Origin of the sequence: Buttiauxella warmboldiae (assembly GCF_003818135.1) — a bacterium.
Classification (GTDB): domain Bacteria; phylum Pseudomonadota; class Gammaproteobacteria; order Enterobacterales; family Enterobacteriaceae; genus Buttiauxella; species Buttiauxella warmboldiae.
Genome location: NZ_RPOH01000084.1, coordinates 1 through 23,223, shown reverse-complemented (window position 1 = coordinate 23,223; position 23,223 = coordinate 1). Strand labels below are relative to the sequence as shown.

General features: G+C 51.8%; 26 protein-coding genes. 19 read left to right on the top strand and 7 right to left on the bottom strand.

What is annotated here, in order from left to right; translation table 11 throughout:
- Nucleotides 1-32 precede the first annotated feature (32 nt).
- Entirely contained in the window at nt 33-1,490 is a 1,458-nt protein-coding gene (pepD, locus tag EHN07_RS17465; RefSeq protein ID WP_124025310.1) for a cytosol nonspecific dipeptidase, read from the bottom strand.
- A gap of 266 nt (nt 1,491-1,756) precedes the next feature.
- Here pepD and gpt point away from each other — a divergent pair, with 266 nt between their 5' ends.
- The 3 genes from gpt to crl all read left to right on the top strand — a co-directional run bounded on the left by gpt (nt 1,757) and on the right by crl (nt 4,035).
- On the top strand, nt 1,757-2,215 hold the full coding sequence (gene gpt, locus EHN07_RS17460; RefSeq protein ID WP_034493602.1) for a xanthine phosphoribosyltransferase: 459 nt from the start codon (nt 1,757-1,759) through the stop codon (nt 2,213-2,215).
- A 113-nt stretch (nt 2,216-2,328) separates the two neighbouring features.
- On the top strand, nt 2,329-3,576 hold the full coding sequence (frsA, locus tag EHN07_RS17455; RefSeq protein WP_124025309.1) for an esterase FrsA: 1,248 nt from the start codon (nt 2,329-2,331) through the stop codon (nt 3,574-3,576).
- A 57-nt stretch (nt 3,577-3,633) separates the two neighbouring features.
- Nucleotides 3,634-4,035, top strand: coding sequence for a sigma factor-binding protein Crl (crl, locus tag EHN07_RS17450; RefSeq protein ID WP_124025308.1), 402 nt, complete (start codon nt 3,634-3,636; stop codon nt 4,033-4,035).
- A gap of 45 nt (nt 4,036-4,080) precedes the next feature.
- Here crl and phoE read toward each other — a convergent pair whose 3' ends face one another.
- Nucleotides 4,081-5,136, bottom strand: a complete 1,056-nt coding sequence (gene phoE, locus EHN07_RS17445; RefSeq protein ID WP_124025307.1) for a phosphoporin PhoE — start codon at nt 5,134-5,136, stop codon at nt 4,081-4,083.
- Between the two features lie 299 nt (nt 5,137-5,435).
- Here phoE and proB point away from each other — a divergent pair, with 299 nt between their 5' ends.
- Nucleotides 5,436-6,539: a glutamate 5-kinase gene (gene proB, locus EHN07_RS17440; protein ID WP_124025306.1), complete on the top strand. Its 1,104-nt coding sequence runs from the start codon at nt 5,436-5,438 to the stop codon at nt 6,537-6,539.
- A 10-nt stretch (nt 6,540-6,549) separates the two neighbouring features.
- On the top strand, nt 6,550-7,803 hold the full coding sequence (gene proA, locus EHN07_RS17435) for a glutamate-5-semialdehyde dehydrogenase (RefSeq protein WP_124025305.1): 1,254 nt from the start codon (nt 6,550-6,552) through the stop codon (nt 7,801-7,803).
- A 78-nt stretch (nt 7,804-7,881) separates the two neighbouring features.
- Here proA and ampH read toward each other — a convergent pair whose 3' ends face one another.
- Nucleotides 7,882-9,039 carry a D-alanyl-D-alanine-carboxypeptidase/endopeptidase AmpH gene (gene ampH / locus EHN07_RS17430; RefSeq protein WP_124025304.1) on the bottom strand — a complete coding sequence of 386 codons (1,158 nt, stop codon included), beginning with the start codon at nt 9,037-9,039 and terminating at the stop codon, nt 7,882-7,884.
- 420 nt (nt 9,040-9,459) lie between these two features.
- Here ampH and lpxP point away from each other — a divergent pair, with 420 nt between their 5' ends.
- From lpxP to EHN07_RS17410, 4 genes are all read left to right on the top strand, one after another.
- On the top strand, nt 9,460-10,386 hold the full coding sequence (gene lpxP, locus EHN07_RS17425; RefSeq protein ID WP_124025303.1) for a kdo(2)-lipid IV(A) palmitoleoyltransferase: 927 nt from the start codon (nt 9,460-9,462) through the stop codon (nt 10,384-10,386).
- On the top strand, nt 10,295-10,690 hold the full coding sequence (locus EHN07_RS17420; RefSeq protein WP_124025329.1) for an isochorismatase family protein: 396 nt from the start codon (nt 10,295-10,297) through the stop codon (nt 10,688-10,690). The genes lpxP and EHN07_RS17420 overlap by 92 nt, the downstream gene beginning before the upstream one ends.
- A 99-nt stretch (nt 10,691-10,789) precedes the next feature.
- Nucleotides 10,790-12,004 carry a peptide antibiotic transporter SbmA gene (gene sbmA, locus EHN07_RS17415; protein WP_124025302.1) on the top strand — a complete coding sequence of 405 codons (1,215 nt, stop codon included), beginning with the start codon at nt 10,790-10,792 and terminating at the stop codon, nt 12,002-12,004.
- Nucleotides 12,005-12,132: 128 nt separating this feature from the next.
- Nucleotides 12,133-13,242 carry a DUF1615 domain-containing protein gene (locus EHN07_RS17410; protein ID WP_167467332.1) on the top strand — a complete coding sequence of 370 codons (1,110 nt, stop codon included), beginning with the start codon at nt 12,133-12,135 and terminating at the stop codon, nt 13,240-13,242.
- A 51-nt stretch (nt 13,243-13,293) separates the two neighbouring features.
- On the opposite strand, the gene EHN07_RS17405 is transcribed toward EHN07_RS17410, so the two are convergent.
- A complete protein-coding gene (locus EHN07_RS17405) occupies nt 13,294-13,617 on the bottom strand; it encodes a DUF2755 family protein (protein WP_124025301.1) in 324 nt (107 codons plus the stop codon).
- Nucleotides 13,618-13,882: 265 nt separating this feature from the next.
- Between EHN07_RS17405 and EHN07_RS17400 the strand changes: the two genes are divergently transcribed.
- Nucleotides 13,883-14,107, top strand: coding sequence for a DUF2754 family protein (locus EHN07_RS17400; RefSeq protein ID WP_124025300.1), 225 nt, complete (start codon nt 13,883-13,885; stop codon nt 14,105-14,107).
- Between the two features lie 2 nt (nt 14,108-14,109).
- On the opposite strand, the gene ddlA is transcribed toward EHN07_RS17400, so the two are convergent.
- Nucleotides 14,110-15,210 (bottom strand): D-alanine--D-alanine ligase, encoded by a 1,101-nt coding sequence (gene ddlA / locus EHN07_RS17395; protein WP_124025299.1) that lies wholly within the window; start codon nt 15,208-15,210, stop codon nt 14,110-14,112.
- Between the two features lie 133 nt (nt 15,211-15,343).
- On the opposite strand from ddlA, the gene EHN07_RS17390 reads away from it, so the two are divergent.
- The 3 genes from EHN07_RS17390 to EHN07_RS17380 all read left to right on the top strand — a co-directional run bounded on the left by EHN07_RS17390 (nt 15,344) and on the right by EHN07_RS17380 (nt 17,130).
- Complete coding sequence (locus tag EHN07_RS17390; protein ID WP_124025298.1) at nt 15,344-16,042, top strand: extensin-like domain-containing protein; 699 nt, start codon at nt 15,344-15,346, stop codon at nt 16,040-16,042.
- A 278-nt stretch (nt 16,043-16,320) separates the two neighbouring features.
- The gene (gene iraP, locus EHN07_RS17385; protein WP_124025297.1) at nt 16,321-16,584 is read left to right on the top strand and encodes an anti-adapter protein IraP; all 264 of its coding nucleotides are present in this window, start codon (nt 16,321-16,323) and stop codon (nt 16,582-16,584) included.
- A 222-nt stretch (nt 16,585-16,806) separates the two neighbouring features.
- Entirely contained in the window at nt 16,807-17,130 is a 324-nt protein-coding gene (locus tag EHN07_RS17380) for a PsiF family protein (RefSeq protein ID WP_124025296.1), read from the top strand.
- Between the two features lie 233 nt (nt 17,131-17,363).
- Here EHN07_RS17380 and proC read toward each other — a convergent pair whose 3' ends face one another.
- On the bottom strand, nt 17,364-18,173 hold the full coding sequence (gene proC / locus EHN07_RS17375; RefSeq protein ID WP_124025295.1) for a pyrroline-5-carboxylate reductase: 810 nt from the start codon (nt 18,171-18,173) through the stop codon (nt 17,364-17,366).
- Between the two features lie 147 nt (nt 18,174-18,320).
- Here proC and EHN07_RS17370 point away from each other — a divergent pair, with 147 nt between their 5' ends.
- From EHN07_RS17370 to ppnP, 5 genes are all read left to right on the top strand, one after another.
- Entirely contained in the window at nt 18,321-18,782 is a 462-nt protein-coding gene (locus EHN07_RS17370) for a YaiI/YqxD family protein (protein ID WP_124025294.1), read from the top strand.
- 79 nt (nt 18,783-18,861) lie between these two features.
- Nucleotides 18,862-19,386, top strand: a complete 525-nt coding sequence (gene aroL / locus EHN07_RS17365) for a shikimate kinase AroL (RefSeq protein ID WP_124025293.1) — start codon at nt 18,862-18,864, stop codon at nt 19,384-19,386.
- A gap of 44 nt (nt 19,387-19,430) precedes the next feature.
- Nucleotides 19,431-19,622: a YaiA family protein gene (locus EHN07_RS17360; RefSeq protein WP_124025292.1), complete on the top strand. Its 192-nt coding sequence runs from the start codon at nt 19,431-19,433 to the stop codon at nt 19,620-19,622.
- A 281-nt stretch (nt 19,623-19,903) separates the two neighbouring features.
- The gene (locus EHN07_RS17355) at nt 19,904-20,581 is read left to right on the top strand and encodes an AroM family protein (protein WP_124025291.1); all 678 of its coding nucleotides are present in this window, start codon (nt 19,904-19,906) and stop codon (nt 20,579-20,581) included.
- A 79-nt stretch (nt 20,582-20,660) separates the two neighbouring features.
- Nucleotides 20,661-20,954: a pyrimidine/purine nucleoside phosphorylase gene (gene ppnP, locus EHN07_RS17350; RefSeq protein ID WP_124025290.1), complete on the top strand. Its 294-nt coding sequence runs from the start codon at nt 20,661-20,663 to the stop codon at nt 20,952-20,954.
- Nucleotides 20,955-20,997: 43 nt separating this feature from the next.
- On the opposite strand, the gene rdgC is transcribed toward ppnP, so the two are convergent.
- Entirely contained in the window at nt 20,998-21,909 is a 912-nt protein-coding gene (rdgC, locus tag EHN07_RS17345) for a recombination-associated protein RdgC (RefSeq protein WP_124025289.1), read from the bottom strand.
- Between the two features lie 125 nt (nt 21,910-22,034).
- Here rdgC and mak point away from each other — a divergent pair, with 125 nt between their 5' ends.
- Nucleotides 22,035-22,946: a fructokinase gene (gene mak / locus EHN07_RS17340; protein ID WP_124025288.1), complete on the top strand. Its 912-nt coding sequence runs from the start codon at nt 22,035-22,037 to the stop codon at nt 22,944-22,946.
- Nucleotides 22,947-23,223: the final 277 nt, after the last annotated feature.

The window sequence follows — 23,223 nt, the reverse complement described above, 5'->3', positions numbered from 1 at the left end:
CATTGAGAGGATTTGCATGGCTAACGGGTGGCTTACTTAGCAGGAATGGCTTTCAGCAACTCAGTCAGCAAGATCCAGTACTGGCCTACGCTTGCAATATGAACTTGCTCATCCGGGGAGTGCGGGCCGGTGATGGTTGGCCCAATAGAAACCATATCCATCTCCGGGTAAGGTTTCTTGAACAGACCACACTCCAGCCCCGCATGGATAACCATGATATTCGGCGTCTTGTTGAACAACTTCTGGTAAGTTTCACGCACCAGATGCATCACCGGAGAGTTGGCATCCGGCTGCCAGCCAGGATAGCTGCCTTTCGCCACGGTTTGTGCGCCGGCAAGCTGGCCCAGGGCGTTAAGCATGTCAACTACGTACTCTTTACCGCTATCAATCAACGAACGAATCAGGCAGATAATCTCTGCATTTTCGTCAGTCATGGTGACCACGCCCACGTTTAACGAGGTTTCCACCACGCCTTTAACCGCGTCGGAATTACGGATAACGCCGTTTGGCGTAGCGTTTAGCAAGCCGAGGAAGGTATCGCGGCTTTTGGTCGTCAGCGCTTGCTTATCGCTGGTGGCTGATTCAAGCACCACAGTGATGTTCTTCTCAACTGCAGCCAGCTCGTTTTTCAGAATTGACAGGAACTCGTCAGCCAGCGATCTCAGCTGCTGCGCCTGGTCAGCAGGAACGGCAAGGGTCGCAAAACCTTCACGTGGAATAGCGTTACGCAGCGTACCGCCATTCAGATCGATTAGACGTACATCCAGCTGTGCGGCGTGAGCAAACAGGAAACGCGCCAGCAATTTATTCGCGTTACCCAGACCCAGATGGATTTCACCGCCGGAGTGGCCGCCTTTCAGCCCTTTAATGGTCAGCTTATAGGTTTCGTAACCGGCAGGAACCGCTTCACGCTGCAGCGGCAGGGTAGAGATAAAGTCAATCCCGCCCGCGCAGCCCATATAGATTTCGCCTTCTTCTTCAGAATCGGTATTGATCAGGATATCGGCTTGCAGCCAGCCTGCCTGCAGACCAAACGCGCCGTCCATACCGGCCTCTTCGGTCATGGTCAGCAGCACTTCAAGTGGGCCATGAGACAGGCTCTCATCAGCCAGCACCGCCAGCGCGGATGCCATACCGATGCCGTTATCAGCACCTAGCGTCGTACCGCGTGCTTTAACCCACTCACCGTCGATATACGGTTGAATCGGGTCTTTAGTGAAATCATGGACGGTGTCGTTATTTTTCTGCGGCACCATATCAAGGTGAGCCTGCAGGACGACCGCTTTACGGTTTTCCATCCCCGCGGTGGCAGGTTTACGGATCAGGATATTGCCCACCTGGTCGCGCTCAACGTGCAGGCCTTTTTCTTTTGCCCATGACAGAATATGTTCCGCAAGTTGTTCTTCATGATAGGAAGGGTGCGGAATAGAACAGATTTTGGCAAAAATATCCCACAGCGGCTGTGGAGATAATTGAGACAATTCAGACACGATAAGTCTCCTTGACATCGACTCTGCTGGCTAAGGGGGTTCGCAGAGCGCAGGATTGATCTTAATAAAAATACAACACAAATAAGCATTGTGCGCTGGTCTGAGAATACCACTATAACTAAGGCTGTGACGACCTAAAGCAGGTAAAAACGAGGGGGGCAGGCCTTGAGCACTGGTTTTTAGTGCGCCAGATCTCTATAATCTCGCGCAACCAAAACCCCTTTGAACATTTTTAAGCCGTTAATAACTGGCTGGGATAATTTCACATGAGCGAAAAATACATCGTCACCTGGGACATGTTGCAAATTCACGCGCGTAAACTGGCAAGCCGTCTGCTTCCTGCTGAACAGTGGAAAGGCATTATTGCTGTTAGCCGCGGTGGCCTGGTTCCTGGCGCACTGCTGGCGCGTGAACTGGGGATTCGTCATGTTGATACCGTCTGCATCTCCAGCTATGACCACGACAACCAGCGCGAGCTGACCGTGCTCAAACGCGCTGAAGGTGACGGCGAAGGCTTCATCGTGATTGATGACCTGGTCGACACCGGTGGCACCGCTGTGGCTATCCGTGAAATGTACCCGAAAGCGCATTTCGTCACGATCTTCGCCAAGCCTGCTGGCCAGCCATTGGTTGACGATTACGTTATCGATATCCCGCAGGATACCTGGATTGAGCAGCCGTGGGACATGGGGGTTGCCTTTATTCCACCTTTAGCTGGTCGTTAATAGCCTCAGGATTTGCATTGATTTACGCCCGGCATCGCCGGGCGTTTGTGTTATTTAGCAGCCGACAGAGTACAATGGCCCCATTTCTGACGTTTGTATGGAGGCAGATAACGATGTCGCAGGCCAATCTTAGCGAAACCCTGTTTAAACCGCGCTTTAAGCACCCCGAGACCTCGACCTTAGTTCGGCGCACTAAGCATCAGGCTGCCCCTGTTATCCAGTCGGCGTTGGACGGTGCTGCCGTTCCCCAGTGGTACCGCATGATCAACCGCCTGCTTTGGGTCTGGCGCGGCGTTGACCCACGCGAAATCCTTGAAGTTCAGGCGCGAATCGCTGCTAACACCGGCGAGCGCACCAGCGATGATTTGTTTGATACGGTGGTGGGTTATCGCGGCGGTAACTGGATCTATGAATGGTCGAAGCAGGCCATGGTGTGGCAGCAGCGTGCCAATCAGGAAACGGACCAGGTCCGAAGCGGCAAATACTGGCTGCAGGCGGCTAATCTTTATAGCATCGCCGCCTACCCACATTTGAAGGGCGATCAACTGGCGGAGCAGGCCCAGGTTCTGGCCAATCGTGCTTATGAAGAAGCCGCACCTCGTCTTGCCGGTGGTTTACGGGAGCTTGAATTCCCTATCGCAGGCGGCGGTACCATCACCGGGTTCCTCCATATGCCAAAAGAGGGGCAGGGCCCTTTCCCGACGGTACTAATCTGCGGCGGTCTTGACGCCCTGCAAAGCGATTATTACACCCTGTTTGAGAAATATTTTGCCCCTGCAGGGATGGCGATGCTGACCATCGATATGCCGTCGGTTGGTTTCTCCTCTAAATGGAAACTGACCCAGGATTCCAGCCTGTTACACCAGCACGTTTTAAAAGCGTTGCCAAATATCCCATGGGTTGACCACACCCGCGTGGCGGCGTTTGGCTTCCGTTTTGGCGCCAACGTCGCCGTGCGCCTTGGCTATATCGAAGCATCGCGTCTGAAAGCGGTGGCCTGTCTTGGGCCGGTGGTGCATAGCTTACTTAGCGATGCCACACGCCAGGCGCAGGTGCCGGAAATGTATATTGACGTGCTGGCCAGCCGCCTTGGAATGAATGACGCTTCGGATAACGCGTTGCGCGTGGAGCTGAATCGCTATTCATTAAAAACCCAGGGCCTGCTGGGGCGCCACTGCCCAACGCCGATGCTCTCTGGCTACTGGGTAAACGATCCCTTTAGCCCTGAAGACGACTCGCGTTTAATCACTTCGTCATCTGCGGATGGTAAGCTGTTAGCGATCCCGTTTAACCCGGTGTATCGAAATTTTGACAAGGCGCTGAAAGAAATTACCGGATGGATCAAGCAGAGATTACGTTAATGATTTGCTAAATTTCAGCGGTTTGGTAAAACAGTTGCTTCACAACAGGAGATCGCAATGACGTTACCGAGTGGACACCCGAAAAGTAGATTGATTAAAAAATTCGCCGCGCTTGGCCCCTATATCCGGGAAGAGCAATGTGAAGGTAACCGTTTCTTCTTCGATTGCCTGGCTGTGTGCGTCAACGTGAAGCCTGCGCCAGAAAAGCGTGAATTCTGGGGCTGGTGGATGGAGCTGGAAGCGCAGGAAAAGCAATTTACCTACACTTACCATTTTGGTCTGTTTGACAAAGACGGGAAGTGGAGCGCAACCTCGGCAAAAGACGAGGAAGTGAATGAAAGACTTGAACAGACTTTACGTGGCTTCCATGAACGTTTGTTTGCGTTGTTGAATACTCTCGAACTTGCTCTGGTACCTGCGGAAGACTTTACGGAAAAACCGGTTAAGCTTTCTGCATAAATTAACCCCTCCGTCCTTTGATGAGAACGGAGGGGTATTTACAGGTTAGAACTGATAAACCATACCTAATGCGACGATGTCATCATTTTTAATACCCAGCGGGTTATTGTCATCCAGCTGGTTAATTTTATAATCGACGAAGGCCGACATATTTTTATTAAAGTAGTAGGTTGCGCCAACATCAATATATTTAACCAGGTCGGCATCACCAATATTTTCAATATCCTTGCCTTTCTGCTGCACATAGCCCAATGATGGACGCAGGCCGAAATCGAATTGATATTGAATAACCGCTTCAAAATTCTGCGTTTTATTGGCAAAGCCCCCAGAAATTGGGGTCATATTACGTGTTTCAGAATACATGGATGCGACATACAGATTATTCGCATCGTATTTTACGCCCGTCGCCCAGGCATCAGCCCGATCGCCATTACCACGTGTCGTAGCCTGCTGTGCGTCGGTACGGTCAGATGTGGTATAGGCGCCGCCCAGCTGGAAGTCACTGCCGCCAAAATCATAGGTCAGCGCGCTACCGAAACCATCACCATTTTGCTTAGACACATCACGGCCTTCGTTTTTGCCCTGATATTGCAGCGTCATGTTCAGGCCATCTATCGCGCCAAAGAAATCTGTGCTGCGTAATGTAGCCAGGCCAGACGCACGTTTAGTCATAAAGTTATCTGTTTTGGCAGACGAGTCACCGCCAAATTCAGGGAACATATCGGTCCAGGCTTCCACATCATATAACGCACCAAGGCTACGGCCATAATCAAATGAACCAACATTGGCATATTTTAGCCCGGCAAAAGCATAACGTGTTTTCGTCGTGGAGCTGCTTTCGTCTTTATTTCCTGAAAACTCAGCTTCCCACTGACCATAACCGGTCAATTGGTCATTGATTTGCGTTTCACCTTTAAAACCAAAACGAACATAAGTCTGGTCGCCGTCCTTGCTGTTGTCATCGCTTAAGTAATGCATTGCTTTAACTTTGCCATAAACATTAAGCTTATTGCCGTCTTTATTATAAATTTCTGCCGCCTGAGAAGAAGTTGATGACGCAAGGAAACCTAATACCATTAATGCCAGCGTGGACTTTTTCATTTTTCATCCCAATAAGTATAAGTGTGGTACGCGCTAAATTAATCGGGAAATATCCCGTTAAAAACGCAGAGAGTTTTATCGTCTGGAGATGAAGGATTTATGACAGAATAAGATAAAGACTAAATAAAATTAATTAATTTGCAACGTCATAAATGTGTAAAACTTTGCCGCTACGTTAGCTGATCCTTTAGCCTGTGGCTGGCGCTTTCCTTTTCAGGAGAGTTGGCAAGCCGCACCAGTCCTGTTACAACGTCATCTGGCATTTTAATTTTCCCATTTTGTTGAAACGGCAGAGAATCATGAGTGATAGCCAGACGCTGGTGGTTAAACTAGGCACCAGCGTATTAACCGGTGGCTCACGCCGCCTGAATCGGGCTCATATTGTTGAGCTGGTGCGCCAGTGCGCGCAACTTCATGCCTGCGGGCATCGTATCGTTATTGTGACTTCCGGGGCGATTGCCGCGGGACGTGAGCATTTAGGCTACCCCGACCTTCCCGCCACGATTGCTTCAAAACAATTGCTGGCGGCGGTAGGGCAGAGCAGGCTGATCCAACTGTGGGAACAGCTCTTTTCTATCTATGGTATTCACGTCGGGCAGATGCTGCTGACGCGTGCCGATATGGAAGATCGCGAACGTTTCCTGAACGCGCGCGATACCCTGCGCGCCCTGCTGGATAACAACATCGTCCCCGTCATCAATGAAAACGATGCTGTGGCGACGGCTGAAATCAAAGTTGGCGACAATGATAACCTTTCCGCGCTGGCCGCCATTCTGGCTGGTGCCGATAAGCTGCTGCTGTTAACGGACCAGCAGGGGCTCTTCACCGCCGACCCGCGTAATAACCCAGCCGCAGAGTTAATCAAAGAAGTGCATGGCATTGATGATGCGCTGCGTGCCATCGCGGGCGACAGCATTTCCGGCCTGGGAACGGGCGGCATGGGTACCAAGCTGCAGGCTGCCGATGTTGCCTGCCGTGCCGGCATTGAGGTAGTCATTGCCGCAGGGAGTAAACCTGGCGTAATCGGTGATGTGATGGCAGGGACCGCTGTCGGTACGCGTTTCCATGCACAGCAATCTCCGTTAGAAAATCGTAAGCGCTGGATCTTTGGTGCCCCCCCTGCCGGTGAAATCACGGTTGATGATGGCGCGCTGGCGGCGATGCTTGAACGCGGCAGCTCTTTATTGCCTAAGGGGATTAAAAGCGTGAAAGGAAACTTCTCTCGTGGGGAAGTTATCCGTATCCGTAGCCTTGAAGGCCGTGATGTCGCCCACGGTGTTTGCCGTTATAACAGCGATGCTTTACGCCGCATTGCGGGCCATCACTCCCAACAAATCGATGAGATCCTTGGCTATGAATACGGCCCGGTGGCGGTTCATCGTGACGACATGATAGTTAACTAAGGAGCAGGCAATGCTGGAACAAATGGGTAAAGCTGCCAAAGCAGCCTCTTATCAGATGGCGCTGCTCTCGAGCCGCGAAAAAAATCGCGCGCTGGAACGTATCGCAGATTATCTGGAACGACAGGCTGAAAATATCCTGACGGCTAACGAGCAGGATTTAGCGCAGGCAAAAGCTAACGGCCTGAGCGAAGCGATGCTCGATCGCCTGCTGTTGACACCGGCGCGTTTAAAAAGCATCGCCGATGATGTCCGCCAGGTGTGTCATCTGGCCGATCCCGTCGGCCAGGTAATGGATGGCGGCATGCTGGATAGCGGCCTGCGTCTTGAGCGCCGTCGCGTGCCTTTGGGCGTGGTGGGCGTGATTTATGAAGCACGACCGAACGTCACCGTTGATGTCGCCTCGCTGTGCCTGAAAACAGGCAATGCGGCAATTTTACGCGGTGGGAAAGAGACCTGGCGCACCAACGCCGCCACGGTAAAAGTTATTCAGCAAGCGCTGGCTGAATGTGGGTTGCCCGCAGCGGCGGTACAGGCAATTGAAAGCCCGGAGCGGGCGCTGGTCAATGAAATGCTGCGTATGGACAAGTATATCGACATGCTGATCCCGCGTGGCGGTGCCGGGCTGCATAAGCTCTGTCGTGAACAATCCACTATTCCGGTAATCACTGGTGGCATTGGCGTGTGCCATATTTTTGTTGATGAAAGTGCTGAGTTTACACCAGCACTGAATATCATCGTAAATGCGAAAACACAGCGCCCGAGCACCTGTAATACTGTTGAAACTCTGCTGGTGCATCAGGGAATTGCCACAACTTTCTTACCCGTATTAAGCCAGCAAATGGCAGAGTCCGGTGTCACGCTCCATGCTGATGAAAAATCTTTGCCACTGTTGCAAAACGGCCCGGCAGAAGTGTTGCCGGTAAAAGCGGAAGAGTACGATGATGAATGGCTGTCGCTGCATCTGAATGTGAAAGTTGTCGCCGATATGGATGATGCCATCGATCACATTCGGCAGCATGGCACCCAGCACTCCGATGCCATCCTGACGCGCACGCTAAGCCATGCGAACCGCTTTGTGAATGAAGTCGATTCCTCAGCGGTTTACGTCAATGCCTCTACGCGTTTTACCGATGGTGCGCAGTTCGGCCTGGGGGCCGAAGTTGCCGTCAGTACGCAAAAGCTGCATGCCCGCGGTCCTATGGGGCTTGAAGCACTGACAACCTATAAATGGATTGGTTTCGGTAACGATACGATTCGTGCATAGCCAGTCGGCCGATCGTCACCAGGAAGGAAAACCGCACGTTTTCCTTCCTGATCCATCCAGGGCCAATCTGCTCTCTTATCAGGAAGCCGGGCTGATTTTCGGCGTAAAGCCGCTTAATTCCGCCACCAAATCATTCACGCCGTTGCTCATATTCACAAAGCGGGTTAACGGTGAGCGGGTGACAACCACAAATACGCCGACGTTGCTTTCCGGTACCATCGCCATATAAGTGATAAAACCACCGCCGCCGCCTGTTTTCTGCACAATGCCAGGGCGGCCGTTTTTCGGTGCCATATAGACCCAGCCAAGCCCCAACGCATCCGCTTTTCCTGGTACATCCATACCGATAATTTTGCTGAGCTGAGCACGCTGATAGATCAACGACTGCATTCTGTCGGCCTGGGTATTGCGGCGATGGAAATCAGAGCTGAGGAACTGCTGCATCCAGCGCATCATGTCGTCTGGGGTGGAATAAACGCCACCGCTACCTATTGCCGCCAGAGCGTTATCGCACGGGCTGGCCCCTTTTTCGGCTACCATCAGGCGCTTACACTGATCGGGTGAGGGGGTAAAGGTAGTATCTTTCATACCCAGCGGACGAGTGATTTGCTCTTCGAACAGGGCGGGATAAGGTTTACCTGCCGCGCGGCTGAGCGCATCGGCGAGCAAATCAAAAGCCAGATTTGAATAGGAGGCGATGGTGCCCGGCACGCTTTTTAAACTGGCGGTGGCAAGCCAGTTCCAGCGCTGTTCACGAGTCGGCCAGGTAAACACGGTTCGATGCGCCGCCCCGCCTGGCTGTTCGCGAGGCAAAGCGCTGGTATGGGTTGCCAGATTGACAAGGGTGATAGGTTTACCCTGGTAGGTCGGGACCCTGGCTCCAGCCGGAGCATACTTGCTCAACGGATCGTTAAGCCGCACTTTTCCCTGATCCAACATTTTTACCAGCATCTCACTGGTCATCAGCTTGGTCAGCGAAGCGATGCGAATAACCGAGTCAAGCTGTGGGCGCACGTTATTACCGGGACGGGTTTCACCAAAGCTGCTGAACACACGCTGATTGCCATCGATAACGACGATAGCCATGCCGGTTGCGCCGCTGCCGTAATAGATATGGTTGGCATAGCGGTCCACAATCTCTGCGGCAAAAACAGGATCGGGAGAGGTTTGTGCAAAGCTCAACATTGGCAGCGCAGCAATAACGAGCGCGGCAAGGCGCGGGAGACGAATTTTCAACGCGGATAACCCATTAAACGAAGTGAAGCGAGATTAATCGTATTTATACTACGCTATGGTGCTGCGCAAACGTGGAAAAAGAGGTATGGAATAAGAAAAAACGTAACGCGCCATTTCAGCGAGGCTATGTTGCCTGCCGCACCCGCCAGGCAGCAGCCAGCAAGTTTATTTAAACAGCCTGTTTTTTGAGTAGCCACATGCTCATAACTGCTGATGCTGACACCAGAAAGCGAAATATCTAAAAAAAACTGACAACATCTATACATGGCTTGATCAAAAAGTGCGTATGATCGGAAGATCTTTGATTACACTGCTGCAACTATTACCGCCAGGCGGCGTCTTAGTCATAGCACCATGCTGTACCGCTAATGAATGACTTCCTTATGCGATACACACTTATTACGCATACAGAAGCTGATAATGTCCCGTAAACCACACTTCCGAACAGAACTCCTGCACCCCCGCTACTGGCTGACCTGGTTTGGTCTGGCTATTTTATGGCTGTGGGTGCAACTGCCTTACCCCGTCCTGCTGAAAATGGGCGATCTGATTGGCCGAACCTCGATGCGTTTTCTCAAACGCCGGGTTTCTATTGCCCGCCAGAACCTTAAACTTTGTTTCCCGCAGTATACCGATGCGCAGATTGATGCCATCGTTGAGCAGAATTTCTCGTCGCTTGGTATGGGCCTGATTGAAACCGGCATGGCCTGGTTCTGGTCAGATGCGCGCGTGCGTAAGTGGTTCGAAGTCAGCGGGCTTCAACATATTACCGCGGCCTGTGAAAAAGGGCAGGGCGTGATGGCTATCGGCGTGCATTTTATGTCGCTGGAACTGGGGGGCCGCGTGATGGGTCTTTGCCGTCCGATGATGGCAATGTACCGTCCGCACAATAACAAAGCGATGGAGTTTGTGCAGACGCGTGGCCGTTCGCGCTCCAATAAAGCGATGTTGGATCGCCGTAATCTGAAAGGGATGGTAAAAGCGCTTAAATCGGGCGAGGCCGTCTGGTTTGCCCCGGATCAAGATTACGGCCCCAAAGGCAGTTCTTTTGCCTCTTTCTTTGCGGTACAACAGGCTGCAACCACTAATGGAACCCACACCATAGCTCGCCTGGCAAAACCCGCCATTCTGACTATCGTTCTGATCCGCAAGGCCGATGGGTCAGGCTATCAGCTGGTTATCGAACCGGAGTTTTGTGACTACCCGCTCGATGATGAACAGGCCGCCGCCGAATACATGAACCGTAAAATTGAACATGAAATCATGCGCGCCCCGGAGCAGTATCTGTGGCTGCATCGGCGCTTTAAAACCCGGCCGCAGGGCGAACCTAAGCTTTATACCGTTTAAGGCCCAATCAGCCGGTGATTTGTGTTATCGCACAAAGCCTGGAGAAATACTCCGTGGCCACCAGATAAACGAATTTGTCGTTTGCGGTTGTACAACGGTTTATTGCGTGGGCGCTACTATTAAAAACGGCGCCAGTCGCGGCTATGCGATAGCTGTCGCTCTTGATGCCCATACCACAGCAAATCGTCAGGCAGCGTTTGCTGAAGTGTTGATCGAGCATGACAACGATGTCTGGCGTGACTTTATCATTCCTGGCAATCCCCTGCGGGTAAAAACGACCGCAGAGATTCTCAGCGAGTGGTAAAACAACATGTAGCCTGATATCTCTTGATACAACATTTCGCGAGCCTTATTGTGCCCGACGGTTCATAACAATAAGAGTTTGTTTTCAGGAGTGTTGTAGATGTTTAAATCGTTTTTCCCACGCCCGACAGCGTTTTTCCTGTCGGTTTTTATTTGGGCGCTGATCGCCATAATCTTCTGGCAGTTTGGCGGAGGGCAGTGGCTTGAGCATATCACCGGCGCGGGTGGCGAAGCGCCAATCAGCGCCGCCCGATTCTGGTCGATGGGCTATCTGGTGTTTTATGCTTATTACGCACTCTGTGTAGGCGTGTTTGCTCTGTTCTGGTTTATCTACAGCCCGCACCGTTGGCAGTATTGGTCCATTCTCGGCTCCTCGCTGATCGTTTTCGTCACCTGGTTTCTGGTGGAAGTGGGGGTCGCGATAAATGCATGGTATGCCCCGTTTTACGATCTCATCCAGACGGCCCTTAGTACGCCGCATAAAGTGACCATCGAACAGTTCTATCATGAAATTGGTGTGTTTCTGGGGATTGCGTTGATTGCCGTGATTGTTGGCGTGATGAACAATTTTTTCGTCAGCCACTATGTCTTCCGCTGGCGCACCGCGATGAACGAATACTATATGGAGAACTGGCAGCTGCTGCGCCATATCGAAGGTGCCGCGCAGCGTGTGCAGGAAGATACCATGCGCTTTGCCTCGACGCTGGAAAATATGGGCGTCAGCTTTATTAACGCCATTATGACGCTTATCGCCTTCTTACCGGTGCTGGTGACTCTTTCCGACCACGTTCCTGAGCTGCCTGTTGTTGGGCATGTCCCTTACGGTCTGGTGATCGCTGCTATTATCTGGTCGCTGTTGGGGACCGGTTTGCTGGCGGCGGTGGGGATCAAGCTGCCAGGGCTTGAGTTCAAGAATCAACGTGTGGAAGCGGCTTATCGTAAAGAGCTGGTTTATGGCGAAGACGACCCTTCTCGTGCCTCTCCGCCAACCGTTAAAGAGCTGTTCGACGGGGTTCGCAGGAACTATTTCCGCCTGTACTTCCACTATATGTACTTCAACATTGCCCGCATTCTCTACTTGCAGGTTGATAACGTATTTGGCCTGATCTTGCTGTTCCCGTCGATTGTGGCGGGGACTATCACGCTCGGTCTGATGACGCAAATTACCAACGTATTTGGCCAGGTTCGGGGTTCATTCCAGTATCTGATAAATTCGTGGACCACGCTTGTGGAACTGATGTCTATCTACAAACGTCTGCGCAGCTTTGAGCTGACGTTGCAGGATATTCCGCTCAAAGCAGGTGAGCCGGTGTAACACTGAGTCGGGCAGGTCACTTCTGCCCGATTAATTCATTCCCCGCAGCTGAAGTTTATTGATAAACGTCTGGTCACAGAACGGCTATTATTTCGTCGAACCAGCAAAAATAATCCCTACGGAACGCGATGACAACTTTGACCTTTAGCAGGCAGCATGGGCTTTTCACCCTCGGCATGGCAGCGTTATTTGTGCTGGCGGGGTGTACGACTAAAACTGCCCCCTCGGTTTCGGAAACCACAAAAACGGTTGATGTCGAAACCGTGGTAAAGCAGAAAATTCCTGCCAGCGTAAAGAATCGCAGCGGCTGGGCGAAAGAGTTGGCTACCACGTTTAAGAGCCAGAACATCGCCCCAACCGAAGAGAATATCTGTTCGGTACTGGCGGTGGCGCAACAGGAGTCTAATCTGGTGCCCGATCCCTCGGTGCCCAATCTCAGCAAAATTGCCTGGCAAGAGATCGACCGCCGGGCCGAGAAAATGCATATTCCGGTATTTCTGGTCCACACCGCTTTACTTATCAAATCGCCGAATGGAAAAAGCTATAGCGAACGCCTGGATAGCGTCAGAACCGAAGGGCAGCTCAGTGCGATTTTTGATGATTTCATCGGCATGGTGCCGATGGGGCAAAAATTATTTGGCAACCTGAACCCGGTACATACCGGTGGCCCGATGCAGGTCAGTATCGCATTTGCGGAGCTTCATACCGAGGGGTATCCGTGGAAGATGGAAGGCACCGTCCGCCAGGAAGTCTTCTCCCGGCGTGGGGGTCTATGGTTCGGTACTTATCACCTGCTGAATTACCCGGCAAATTACCCTCAGCCGCTATACCGTTTTGCAGATTTTAACGCCGGGTGGTATGCCAGCCGCAATGCTGCATTCCAGAGTGCGCTCAGCAAAGCGAGCGGGGTGAAGCTGGCGCTGGATGGCGACTTAATTTTGTATAATACCGATAAGGCGGGCAGCACGGAGCTGGCGGTCAGGAAACTGGCAGGCCAACTTGATATGAGCGAAAGCCAGATCCACCGGGCGCTGCAGAAAGGCGACAGCATCGACTTCGAGAGCACGGATTTATACCAGCAGGTTTATGCTCTGGCGGAGAAAAAAGCGGGTAACAAGTTACCGCGTGCAATACTGCCGGGGATTACCCTTGAAAGTCCAAAAATTACCCGCAATCTGACAACGGCGTGGTTTGCTAAACGAGTTGATGAGCGGCGCGCGGCCTGTATGAAACGGTAAGTGCTAAGCGGGAACGCAGAGTTATCGGCTCTGCGTTTACTCATTTTTGACTTAGAAATGATGGCGATGGTGAAATTTTACCGCCAGCCCCATCAAACTTAGCAGCGCGCAGCCTGCGAGAAACGGCACCAGACCAAAGACGGTGCTGACTACCAGCCCCATTTCAATACGTGGACGTGTCGCATCGTTGCTCTGGGCGAGGTGTTCAAGCACGCCGGGTGCGTGAACCACTAAACTCAGGAACTGCATACCCACCCAAAAGCAGAATAAAATGAAGACCGCGTAAGCCAGATTACTGCGGGTAGATCCCTCTGTTTTGGTTATTGAAACGGGCTCAACAGGAACCACCTGTTTCGACAAACTCATCTCAGCCATCACGACCTCTCACACATAGCTAAAGCAACTCGAATCCGGATGCGATTGCGATGAGTCTGGCAGGTCATCTGCTTTGTCAATATCAGATTGTTGGTAATTTTGCGGGCAGAATATTCCTGGTTTATCAATCTATGTTTTAGATCACATATCTGTAACTTAGTGGCTAGTTAGGTAACAATCTTGCGCCTGCTGCGCAGTAACGTGCGGTTTCTCGCCGCGGCCTGTGCGACAATAACCGCTCTTTTTTGTCCTGACGGATGGCACCATGTCTGCGAAAACATTATCTGCAAAAATGCGCCGTGACTGGCACTATTACGCCGTAGCGATTGGCCTGATCTTTATTCTCAATGGTGTGATTGGCCTGCTGGGGTTTAAAACTGAAGGCTGGCAGAATTACGCCGTGGGGCTGGTGACCTGGGTGATCTGTTTCTGGCTGGCGGGGTTTATCATTCGCCGTCGTCCGCAACCCGAAGAGACGGCGAAAGAGTAGGCTCAGGCGGTAATTGAACTCTTCAGAGCGCAATCTTGCCGGTGGCGCTCAAGGGCCAGCTCAATTAAGCGCGTAATCAGCGTCTGATAATCTAAACCGCTTGCCTGCCAGAGTTTTGGGTACATGCTGATATTGGTAAAGCCCGGTAGCGTGTTGATCTCATTAATAATGACATCACCTTCGTCCGTCAGGAACACATCCACTCGCGCCATTCCGCTGCATTCCAGCGTCTGATAGGCACGTATTGCTATCTGGCGAATCTTATCGTTAATTTCCGCCGGAATTGCCGCAGGCACCACAACCTGTGCGCCTTTATCATCAATGTATTTGGTGTCGTAAGAGTAAAAATCGTGGCTTACCACCACTTCGCCACAGGTGCTGGCCTGCGGCTCATCATTACCCAGCACCGCACATTCAATTTCACGGCCTTTAATACCGTTTTCCACCACGACCTTATGGTCAAATTCGAAGGCTAACGCAACCGCCGCAGCGTACTGCTCAGGGTGGCTCACTTTGCTGACGCCGACAGACGAGCCCTGGTTGGCAGGTTTAATAAACAGCGGCAGGCCCAGTTTGGCTTCAACTTCGCTAAAGCGGGTTTTGTTATGGTTTGCGCGGGTGAGCGTAATAAACGGCGCGATATTCAGCCCGGCATCGCGCAGCAGACGTTTGGTGACGTCTTTATCCATACTGACGGCAGAGCCGAGCACCGCGGAGCCAACAAACGGCAGGTTAGCCATACGCAGCATCCCCTGCAGGGAGCCATCTTCACCTAAGGTTCCGTGAACAATCGGGAAAATGACATCAACCGGCGGCAAAAGCTGAGCGGAGGAGGAGTCAATCAGCTGGTTTTCAGTCAGCCCTGGCACCACGGCAACATTCGTTCCTGAACGATTCAGGGCGATCAGCGCCGGGTTTTCTGCGTTTAACAGATAGCTGGACGCATCATTGATATGCCACTGGCCCTGTTTATCAATGCCCAGCAACACCACTTCAAATTTTGACTTATCAATGGCGTCGACGATATTTTTCGCCGACTGTAACGACACTTCGTGTTCCGCTGACTTGCCGCCAAACACGATACCCACCCGCAGTTTTGCCATGCCCAAACCCATCCTTAAACTCAACAAAGGCGGACAACATATCATGCTCATTACGAGGATTCATGTGCTTCCTGCCGCTTAAAACCGCGTAACTTCTATAATGATTATTCCGTAAACAAAATCAGGTGATGGAATGGCGAAAGGAGTAAAAAGAGTGATGGGTTTAGCCATTATGGTCGCCGCAGGGTTCTGGCTGTATGAGCGCCTGCCCGCGCAGTACAATCCGTTTACGCCGCTCTCCATTGACGACCCGCCGACGCTGGTGACTACCTACAAATTGCGCCAGATGGCCAATCATCCGCAGGCATGTCTTGCGCTGTTAGAGCAGGCGAAAGCCCGTGGGCAACTGAATTTCCGCAGCAGCGCAGACGCTAAGGGCAATTGCCCGCTGACGAATGTCGTGCGGGTGCAGGATTTTGGCAGCGTAGGGCTTAGCAGTAGCTTTCTGGCAAGCTGCCCGCTCGCACTCAGTACCACCATGTTTGTTCACCAGCGTGCGGTGCCGCTCGCGCAGATAGAGGTTGGCAGCAAGCTTACGCGCATCAATCATCTGGGCAGTTTCGCCTGTCGAAATATTTATCACCGTGAGGATGCTCGCCGCAGTGAGCATGCAACAGCCGATGCTCTGGACGTCAGCGGTTTCCGTTTTGCCAACCAGCAGCAAATTAGCGTGCTGAAAGAGTGGAAGGGCAGCGGAAAGGGGCGCGAATACCTGCATGCGGTATTCAAAAATGGGTGCCCCTTTTTTGGAAACGCGCTGGGGCCCGAGTATAACGCCGCCCATGCCAGCCACTTCCACCTGGGAATGCGTGGCTATGGGCTTTGTCGATAAATTTGCACTGGATGATAAACGTCTTGCCGTTTTGTCAGCACACTCATAATAACTTGCAGTTATTACTGAGCTATTTTTTATTTAAAGAGCGCACCGAATAAGCCTGTTCTGTTGGCAATAACGTTGGCGATTAATGTCAGAAATGGAATAACTCTTTAGTGATATTTTTGCGTTTAGATGCAGATCGTTAAAGTAGTGGAAAAATAATTTTGCCACCCTCTAGGCAACTGGAAATCATAATGCTAACGTCATGCTTCACATCTCTGGTGGCTGGAATTATGAAAAATCTTATTTCTGAATTACTGGCTAAACTTGCCGAAAAAGAAGCTGAGTCGAAAGAATTCGTGGCGCAGATTGAAGCGCTGGAAATAGTGGTTTTTGCGATGCTTGCCAGAATGGAACAGGGTGACAGGCAGGCTATCGTCACACATATTGAAGATGCTTTAAACGAAACCAGGCCAGATGATGCCGTCTCTGTGTATGATACCGCGCTGCTGAAACAATATTTATCGCGGCTGTTAGCCGATCCCTGTATTGGATAGTCGCTATTTCTGTTTTATTAATTGCTTAATTATTTATTAGCATAATTTAAGCAATGCGCTAGCCCATATTCTTATCTCAATGTGGTTTCTCGATATTACCTGCAAAATTGCGGCCGCCAGCGTTGTATCCGGGTAATAAGTTACGCAATATCTGGCTTAACCGTTCGCGTTTTTCGCCACCAGCGACCAAAATTAACGCACCACAATAAAAAGGATGGTGCTATGAAAAACGTATTAGCGATCGCGTTACTGGCGGGAGTCGTCGGGTCTGGTATGGCTATGGCGGCAGAGAAAACGATGACGCCGCAGCAGCAGCGTATGACCACCTGTAACCAACAGGCTAGCGCACAAACCCTGAAAGGGGATGAACGTAAGGCCTACATGAGTCGCTGTCTGAAAAACAGCCAGTCGGCGCCAGCAGATAAAAGCCTGACGCCACAACAGCAGAAAATGAAAGAGTGTAATGCCGAAGCGGGCAGGCAAACATTGTCCGGCGAGGCGCGAAAAACTTTCATGAGTGCTTGCCTGAAAAAACAAGTCCGATAGCCTGAATGGGTGAGCCGGCTCGCTGGCTCACCCAAAAATCATACTTTCCCCCGGCGCAGACTTCCTTCTGGACCCTTCCTGACCACGTGGGCCTGACTGAAGGGCGAAAAACGGTGCGATTGACGCCGGGGACAAGTTCGCCGCGTTAAGCCTGAGCAATGCGTGAGCGTCAATGTTGCTGACGCTCATCAAGATGTGACGAAGAGACAGCCAGGGCAGGAGAGGGGCGCGAATTATGCTTTGCCTAAGTGCTCGGATTTCGCCATGCATTTCACCACGGCCTCCATCACTGCGGCTCTGAAGCCTTTCTCTTCCAGCACTTTTACCGCTTCAATCGTGGTGCCGCCCGGCGAGCAAACCTGATCTTTCAGCTCCCCCGGATGCTGCCCGGTTTCCAGTACCATTTTGGCAGACCCCATCACCGCCTGGGCGGCAAACTGATACGCCTGTTTACGCGGCATTCCGCCGAGTACTGCGGCATCAGCCATCGCTTCGATAAACATAAACACATAAGCCGGTGCTGAACCGCTGACGCCAACGACCGGATGGATCATATTTTCCGTTACCACTTCCGCAAGCCCGAAGCTGCGGAAAATATTCACCGCGTCGGCGATATCTTCTGACGTCACCAGCGCGTTCGGCGTAATCGAGGTCATGCCCGCGTTGACTAACGCCGGGGTGTTGGGCATGGCGCGGATAATTTTGCGATCGTGTCCCAGCGCTTTCGCCAGTGAGCCCAGCGTCACGCCCGCGGCAATTGAAATCACTACGGTATCTTTATTCAGGCTGGAGTTGACTTCGCCCAGCACCTTTAGCATCACGTTGGGTTTCACCGCCCCGAAAACGATATCTGCGATTTGTGCCACTTCCTGTGCGCTTTGCGCCGCATTCACGCCGTATCGATCGCGCAATGCCGCTACTTTGTCCGGCGATGGCGTGTAGACCCAGATATTGCCTGGTAGCACTTGTCCACTGGCTATCAGGCCGCCAAGAATGGCTTTTCCCATGTTGCCGCAACCGATAAACCCAATTTTCTTATCCAAAGTCCCACTCCATCGTTTTGAGTTGTGTGATGAGCATAGCTTAACGTGATTTCTGCGGCTTCGGCTAACCAGGCGCAAAGATAAAGTTGGCGATTCTGAAAAAGCACGGCAAGATCGCCCCATTCCTACCGACTATCAGGAGTCGTGATGCAAATTTGGGTGGATGCGGATGCGTGTCCAAAAGTGATTAAAGAAGTGCTGTTCCGTGCCGCAGAGCGCGCGCAAATCATGGTCACGCTGGTTGCCAATCAGGCAATAAAAGTTCCAGCGTCGCGCTTTATCCGCAGCCTGCAAGTGGCCTCCGGTTTTGATGTAGCAGATAACGAAATCGTACGCCGCTGTGCGAAAGGTGACTTAGTTATCACCGCAGACATTCCTCTGGCCGCCGATGTGCTGGAGAAGGGGGCTATTGCATTAAATCCTCGCGGCGAGCTTTATACGCCAGCCACCATTCGTGAACGCCTGACGATGCGTGATTTTATGGATACATTAAGAGCCAGTGGGGTACAGACCGGCGGGCCGGACAGCCTTAACCAGCGCGACCGCCAGCTGTTTGCCAACGAACTGGAAAAATGGCTGCTCACTGCCAGTCGTTCAAAAAGCGCTTAATACCGAGGTAACGCTACAACGCGTACTAGCTTGCTGGTATGATGATGCTCTTTGGCGAATTTCTAAGGATTAGCCACCGATGACTCAACCCATTTATTTAGTCGGCGCGCGAGGCTGCGGCAAAACAACCGTCGGTGTTGCTTTAGCGCAGGCATTGGGCTGTAACTTTGTTGATACCGACCACTATCTTCTCACCAGCACCAAAATGAGCGTCGCCGATATTGTGGCTCAGGAAGGCTGGGAAGGTTTTCGTCGCCGTGAATCTGCTGCCCTGCAAAGTGTTACCGCACCCGGTACGGTTATCGCTACCGGCGGCGGTATGGTTCTGGCGCAGAGTAATCGTCAGTTTATGCGTGAACAGGGTGTAGTCATCTATTTGCGCGCCCCGGCGCAGATCCTGGCTTCCCGTTTAGCGGCATTCCCGGAAGAAGGCCAGCGTCCTACGCTTACCGGCAGGTCGATTACCGACGAGATTGTCGAGGTTCTCGCGGCGCGTGAAGCGCTGTATAACCAGGTCGCGCACCACGTGGTTGATGCCGCCCGTCCTCCGGCGGAAATTGTTGAGGCGGTGCTCGCCGCATTGCATACGGCTAGAGCCTGCTAATTCTTCGCTATACTTAACGCTCATTCATCACCAAAGGAAGAGCGATGGCGAGCAGACCTCCATACCCCCGGGAAGCGCGTATTGTTGCCGTTGAAAAGGGTGCAAAAGACCAAACGGTCACCTGGTATCAACTCCGTGCAGACCATCCCCACCCTGATACGCTGATTAGCGAGCACCAAACCGAACAGGAAGCGCTGGATGCCAGGCGGCGTTATGAAGACCCGCAAAAAACGTAATATCCCGGCAAGGATGCCATGACTCCCTCCTCGTATTGCAAACCGGCTCAATGGCCTGACGATAAAACACCACTTTCAGTTAATTCATTTGTTAATAGTTAATTAACGTGATGTTGTAATGATGCCGTTGGCGTTTCGTTGACGATTCCGGCAGATACTCTGCAACTATGCTGCTACGCTTTGTGGTTGATTATTGAGCGACCTTCAGCAGAGTATCCTTTATGAGGATTGATACCAGTACAGCAGTGGAGAGCTGATATGGGACAAAGGCGGAATGAAACATGAAACAGACATTGGCAATCATCACCATCGGTATTGTCCCGGTCAGTGAGATACTGCCGCTCCTCACCGATCATATCTCTGCCGAGCAAATCAAGCTATGTAGCCTGTTCGGCACTCTTGCGGATGATGAAGTGATGGCCAAATATGCGCCAGCAGCAGGGGAAGAGCTACTTTTGACGCTTTTATCCGGTAATCTTTTGATCTCGCTGGGTAAGAATAAAGTGGAGCAGGCTTTGCAGGCGGCTATCGAAGTGCTCGATAGCCAGGGTTTTGCCGTCATTTTACTGATGAGTTCCCACCGTTTCGCAAATCTTACGGCGCGTAATAGTATTTTGCTGGAGCCTGAGCGCATAATCCCGCCTCTGGTGGCCTCTATTGTTGATGGTCACCAGGTTGGTATTATTATTCCTGTTCCTGAGATGCTGAAATTCCAGCATAAAAAATGGCAGCATTTAGCCAACGAACCGCTGTATGAGCTGGCAAACCCGGTTCATGGAACCGAGCAGGAACTCATCGATGCCGGAAAAAAACTGGTTAATAATGGTGCCGATGTGCTGCTGTTGGATTGTTTAGGTTTTCATCAAAAACATCGCGATTTGCTGCAAAAATCGTTACAGGTTCCGGTATTGTTATCGAACGTGCTGATTGCGCGTTTAGCCGCGGAGTTGCTTACCTGATAGCGGGCAATAATTTACGTGACAGGCTCTCAGGATCCCCTCTATATTGTTTTTTCAACTATTTTAAAAGGGGCTGGCTATGCTTCAAAGTAATGAGTACTTTTCCGGTAAGGTGAAATCTATTGGCTTTACCAGCAGCAGCACCGGCCGCGCGAGCGTTGGGGTGATGGTTGAAGGTGAATACACTTTCGGTACTGCTCAACCTGAAGAGATGACGGTGATCAGTGGCGCATTGCACGTTTTACTCCCGGGCGAAACCGAGTGGAAAACTTATGCGGCGGGTAGCGTGTTTCATGTTCCCGGGCACAGTGAATTCCATTTACAGGTGGCTGAACCCACTTCCTATCTTTGCCGCTATCTGGCTGATAAGTAAAGTTTCATGCCCCTTTTCCCTGTGGGAAGAGGGGCGCACTAGCTTAACGTTCGGCTTCCCCACCTAACGCTTCAACCAGATTTTTAATCAACGCCGCCAGCTCGCCGGTCATCAGAATAAAATCGGCATCAAAGCGCTGGCCGAAATCTTCACGATCGATATCATCATTCTGCTCTCGCAGAGTATCGGCAAATTTCAGGCGTTTGATCGAGCCGTCATCAGCAACTAAAAACTGAATACGTTCCTGCCAGTCGAGCGCTAATTTGGTGACCACTTTATCGGCTTCGATATGTGCTGCGATCTCATCGCATACCAGATCCTGCTGCTTACAGCGAATCACGCCGCCGCCTTCCAGGATCGCTTTTAGTTCAGCCTCATCCATCAGCGCAAAACCTGCAGGCACGTCACCTGAACGAACCCACTCCGTCAGCGTCAGCTCAATCGGCGTTTCCAACGCCAGCGGCACAACCGGCAGCGAACCAAGGCTTTTACGCAGCAATGCTAACGTGTCTTCAGCTTTCTTCGCACTGGCGCAATCCACCATGATCAAACCGTTTACGGTATCAATCCACATCATGGTTTGATTGAAACGGCTAAAAGCGCGCGGCAGTAAAGAGTGCAGCACTTCATCTTTCAGCGAATCTTTCTCGGTTTTTTTTAGCTTACGAGCCTGCTCGGCTTCAAGACGGCTAATCTTCGCTTCCAGTTCTTGCTTAATCACCGGGGCCGGGAGAATTTTTTCTTCTTTACGGGCGCAAATCACAATCTGCCCGTTGGCGACATGGGTTAATGCATCGCTGTGTGACCCCATTGGCGGCACCCAGCCGGTTTTGGCCATATCCTGACTACCGCAGGGGGTGAAGGTAAACGCGGCCAGCTGTTTTTCCATCTCATCCGCTGAAAGCGTGATGTCACGGCTTAAACGGTAAACCATTAAATTTTTGAACCACAGCATGATTATTTCCCGGACTGTCAGTTAAACGCAGCGGGCATGATAGCGAATCGGCCGCTGTGTTTCATTGCCTTTACGGTGGCACACTTCTATTCTGTTGATAACACTAATTAAATGAGGGCATCGTCGTGCGCATTGGTATCGACTTAGGTGGGACAAAAACAGAAGTTATCGCGCTGGCGGATGACGGCCAACAGCTTTTCCGACATCGCCTGCCGACGCCGAAAAATGATTATCAGCAAACCATAGGCACCATCGTTGAGCTGGTGCGTCTGGCAGAAGAGGCCACGGGTGAAAGGGGAACTATCGGTATCGGCATTCCCGGCTCTATTTCGCCGTATACCCGCGTGGTAAAAAATGCCAACTCCACCTGGCTTAACGGCCAGCCTTTCGATAAAGACCTGTGCGATGCGCTAAGCCGTGAGGTTCGCCTGGCAAACGATGCCAACTGTTTTGCCGTCTCCGAAGCCACCGACGGGGCGGCAGCGGGCGCGGCTATCGTTTTTGCGGTGATTGTGGGGACAGGGTGTGGATCGGGTATCGCCATTAACGGACGCAGCTTAATTGGCGGCAACGGCACCGCGGGGGAGTGGGGCCATAATCCACTTCCCTGGATGGATGCAGACGAGCAGCGTTTTTGTGAAGAAGTGTCATGCTATTGCGGTAAACAGGGCTGTATTGAAACCTTTATTTCAGGCACCGGTTTTAGCACTGACTATCAACGTCTGAGCGGCAAGCTGCTGAAGGGCAGTGAGATTATGCAATTAGTGGATCGGCAGGATCCGGTTGCCGAGCTGGCGATCGCCCGCTATGAAATGCGTCTCGCCAAATCGCTGGCGCACATCGTCAACGTTCTCGATCCCGATGTTATCGTGTTGGGGGGCGGGATGAGTAATAACGACCGGCTGTATCAAACGGTGCCGCAGCTGGTGAAACCGTGGGTATTCGGTGGCGAGTTCGAGACGCCAATCCGCAAAGCGGTACACGGTGATTCCAGCGGCGTGCGCGGTGCGGCATGGCTGTGGCCGCTGGAGAAGTAATTTTTGTCCTGACCTTCCTCTGAAACTATCTCTTATGCATAAATCCCCGGCCTGTTCGCCGGGAATTTTTTGACTAAGAAAACCTCAGCCAGGTTGCTATCTCTTAGTCACATCTTTTTATGAGTGTCAGCAACACTGATGCTAATGTCTTTCTAAGGCTTAACGCGACGCCCTTGTTCCCGGCTTCAATCGCACCGTTTTTCGCCCTTCAGTCGGGGTCACGTGGTCGGGAACCACGTGAGTGAGCGATCGTCGGGAACGGGTCGCGAACGACCCC

What these genes read in the sequence shown, in the direction of transcription:
- EHN07_RS17370 (WP_124025294.1), top strand. Translation starts at nt 18,321, where the DNA reads ATGCAAATTTGGGTGGATGCGGATGCGTGTCCAAAAGTGATTAAAGAA.
- gpt (WP_034493602.1), top strand. Translation starts at nt 1,757, where the DNA reads ATGAGCGAAAAATACATCGTCACCTGGGACATGTTGCAAATTCACGCG.
- ppnP (WP_124025290.1), top strand. Translation starts at nt 20,661, where the DNA reads ATGCTTCAAAGTAATGAGTACTTTTCCGGTAAGGTGAAATCTATTGGC.
- proA (WP_124025305.1), top strand. Translation starts at nt 6,550, where the DNA reads ATGCTGGAACAAATGGGTAAAGCTGCCAAAGCAGCCTCTTATCAGATG.
- crl (WP_124025308.1), top strand. Translation starts at nt 3,634, where the DNA reads ATGACGTTACCGAGTGGACACCCGAAAAGTAGATTGATTAAAAAATTC.
- iraP (WP_124025297.1), top strand. Translation starts at nt 16,321, where the DNA reads ATGAAAAATCTTATTTCTGAATTACTGGCTAAACTTGCCGAAAAAGAA.
- frsA (WP_124025309.1), top strand. Translation starts at nt 2,329, where the DNA reads ATGTCGCAGGCCAATCTTAGCGAAACCCTGTTTAAACCGCGCTTTAAG.
- EHN07_RS17410 (WP_167467332.1), top strand. Translation starts at nt 12,133, where the DNA reads ATGACAACTTTGACCTTTAGCAGGCAGCATGGGCTTTTCACCCTCGGC.
- EHN07_RS17360 (WP_124025292.1), top strand. Translation starts at nt 19,431, where the DNA reads ATGGCGAGCAGACCTCCATACCCCCGGGAAGCGCGTATTGTTGCCGTT.
- lpxP (WP_124025303.1), top strand. Translation starts at nt 9,460, where the DNA reads ATGTCCCGTAAACCACACTTCCGAACAGAACTCCTGCACCCCCGCTAC.
- proB (WP_124025306.1), top strand. Translation starts at nt 5,436, where the DNA reads ATGAGTGATAGCCAGACGCTGGTGGTTAAACTAGGCACCAGCGTATTA.
- phoE (WP_124025307.1), bottom strand. Translation starts at nt 5,136, where the DNA reads ATGAAAAAGTCCACGCTGGCATTAATGGTATTAGGTTTCCTTGCGTCA.
- EHN07_RS17380 (WP_124025296.1), top strand. Translation starts at nt 16,807, where the DNA reads ATGAAAAACGTATTAGCGATCGCGTTACTGGCGGGAGTCGTCGGGTCT.
- rdgC (WP_124025289.1), bottom strand. Translation starts at nt 21,909, where the DNA reads ATGCTGTGGTTCAAAAATTTAATGGTTTACCGTTTAAGCCGTGACATC.
- EHN07_RS17400 (WP_124025300.1), top strand. Translation starts at nt 13,883, where the DNA reads ATGTCTGCGAAAACATTATCTGCAAAAATGCGCCGTGACTGGCACTAT.
- sbmA (WP_124025302.1), top strand. Translation starts at nt 10,790, where the DNA reads ATGTTTAAATCGTTTTTCCCACGCCCGACAGCGTTTTTCCTGTCGGTT.
- EHN07_RS17390 (WP_124025298.1), top strand. Translation starts at nt 15,344, where the DNA reads ATGGCGAAAGGAGTAAAAAGAGTGATGGGTTTAGCCATTATGGTCGCC.
- EHN07_RS17405 (WP_124025301.1), bottom strand. Translation starts at nt 13,617, where the DNA reads ATGGCTGAGATGAGTTTGTCGAAACAGGTGGTTCCTGTTGAGCCCGTT.
- EHN07_RS17420 (WP_124025329.1), top strand. Translation starts at nt 10,295, where the DNA reads ATGAAATCATGCGCGCCCCGGAGCAGTATCTGTGGCTGCATCGGCGCT.
- EHN07_RS17355 (WP_124025291.1), top strand. Translation starts at nt 19,904, where the DNA reads ATGAAACAGACATTGGCAATCATCACCATCGGTATTGTCCCGGTCAGT.
- aroL (WP_124025293.1), top strand. Translation starts at nt 18,862, where the DNA reads ATGACTCAACCCATTTATTTAGTCGGCGCGCGAGGCTGCGGCAAAACA.
- ddlA (WP_124025299.1), bottom strand. Translation starts at nt 15,210, where the DNA reads ATGGCAAAACTGCGGGTGGGTATCGTGTTTGGCGGCAAGTCAGCGGAA.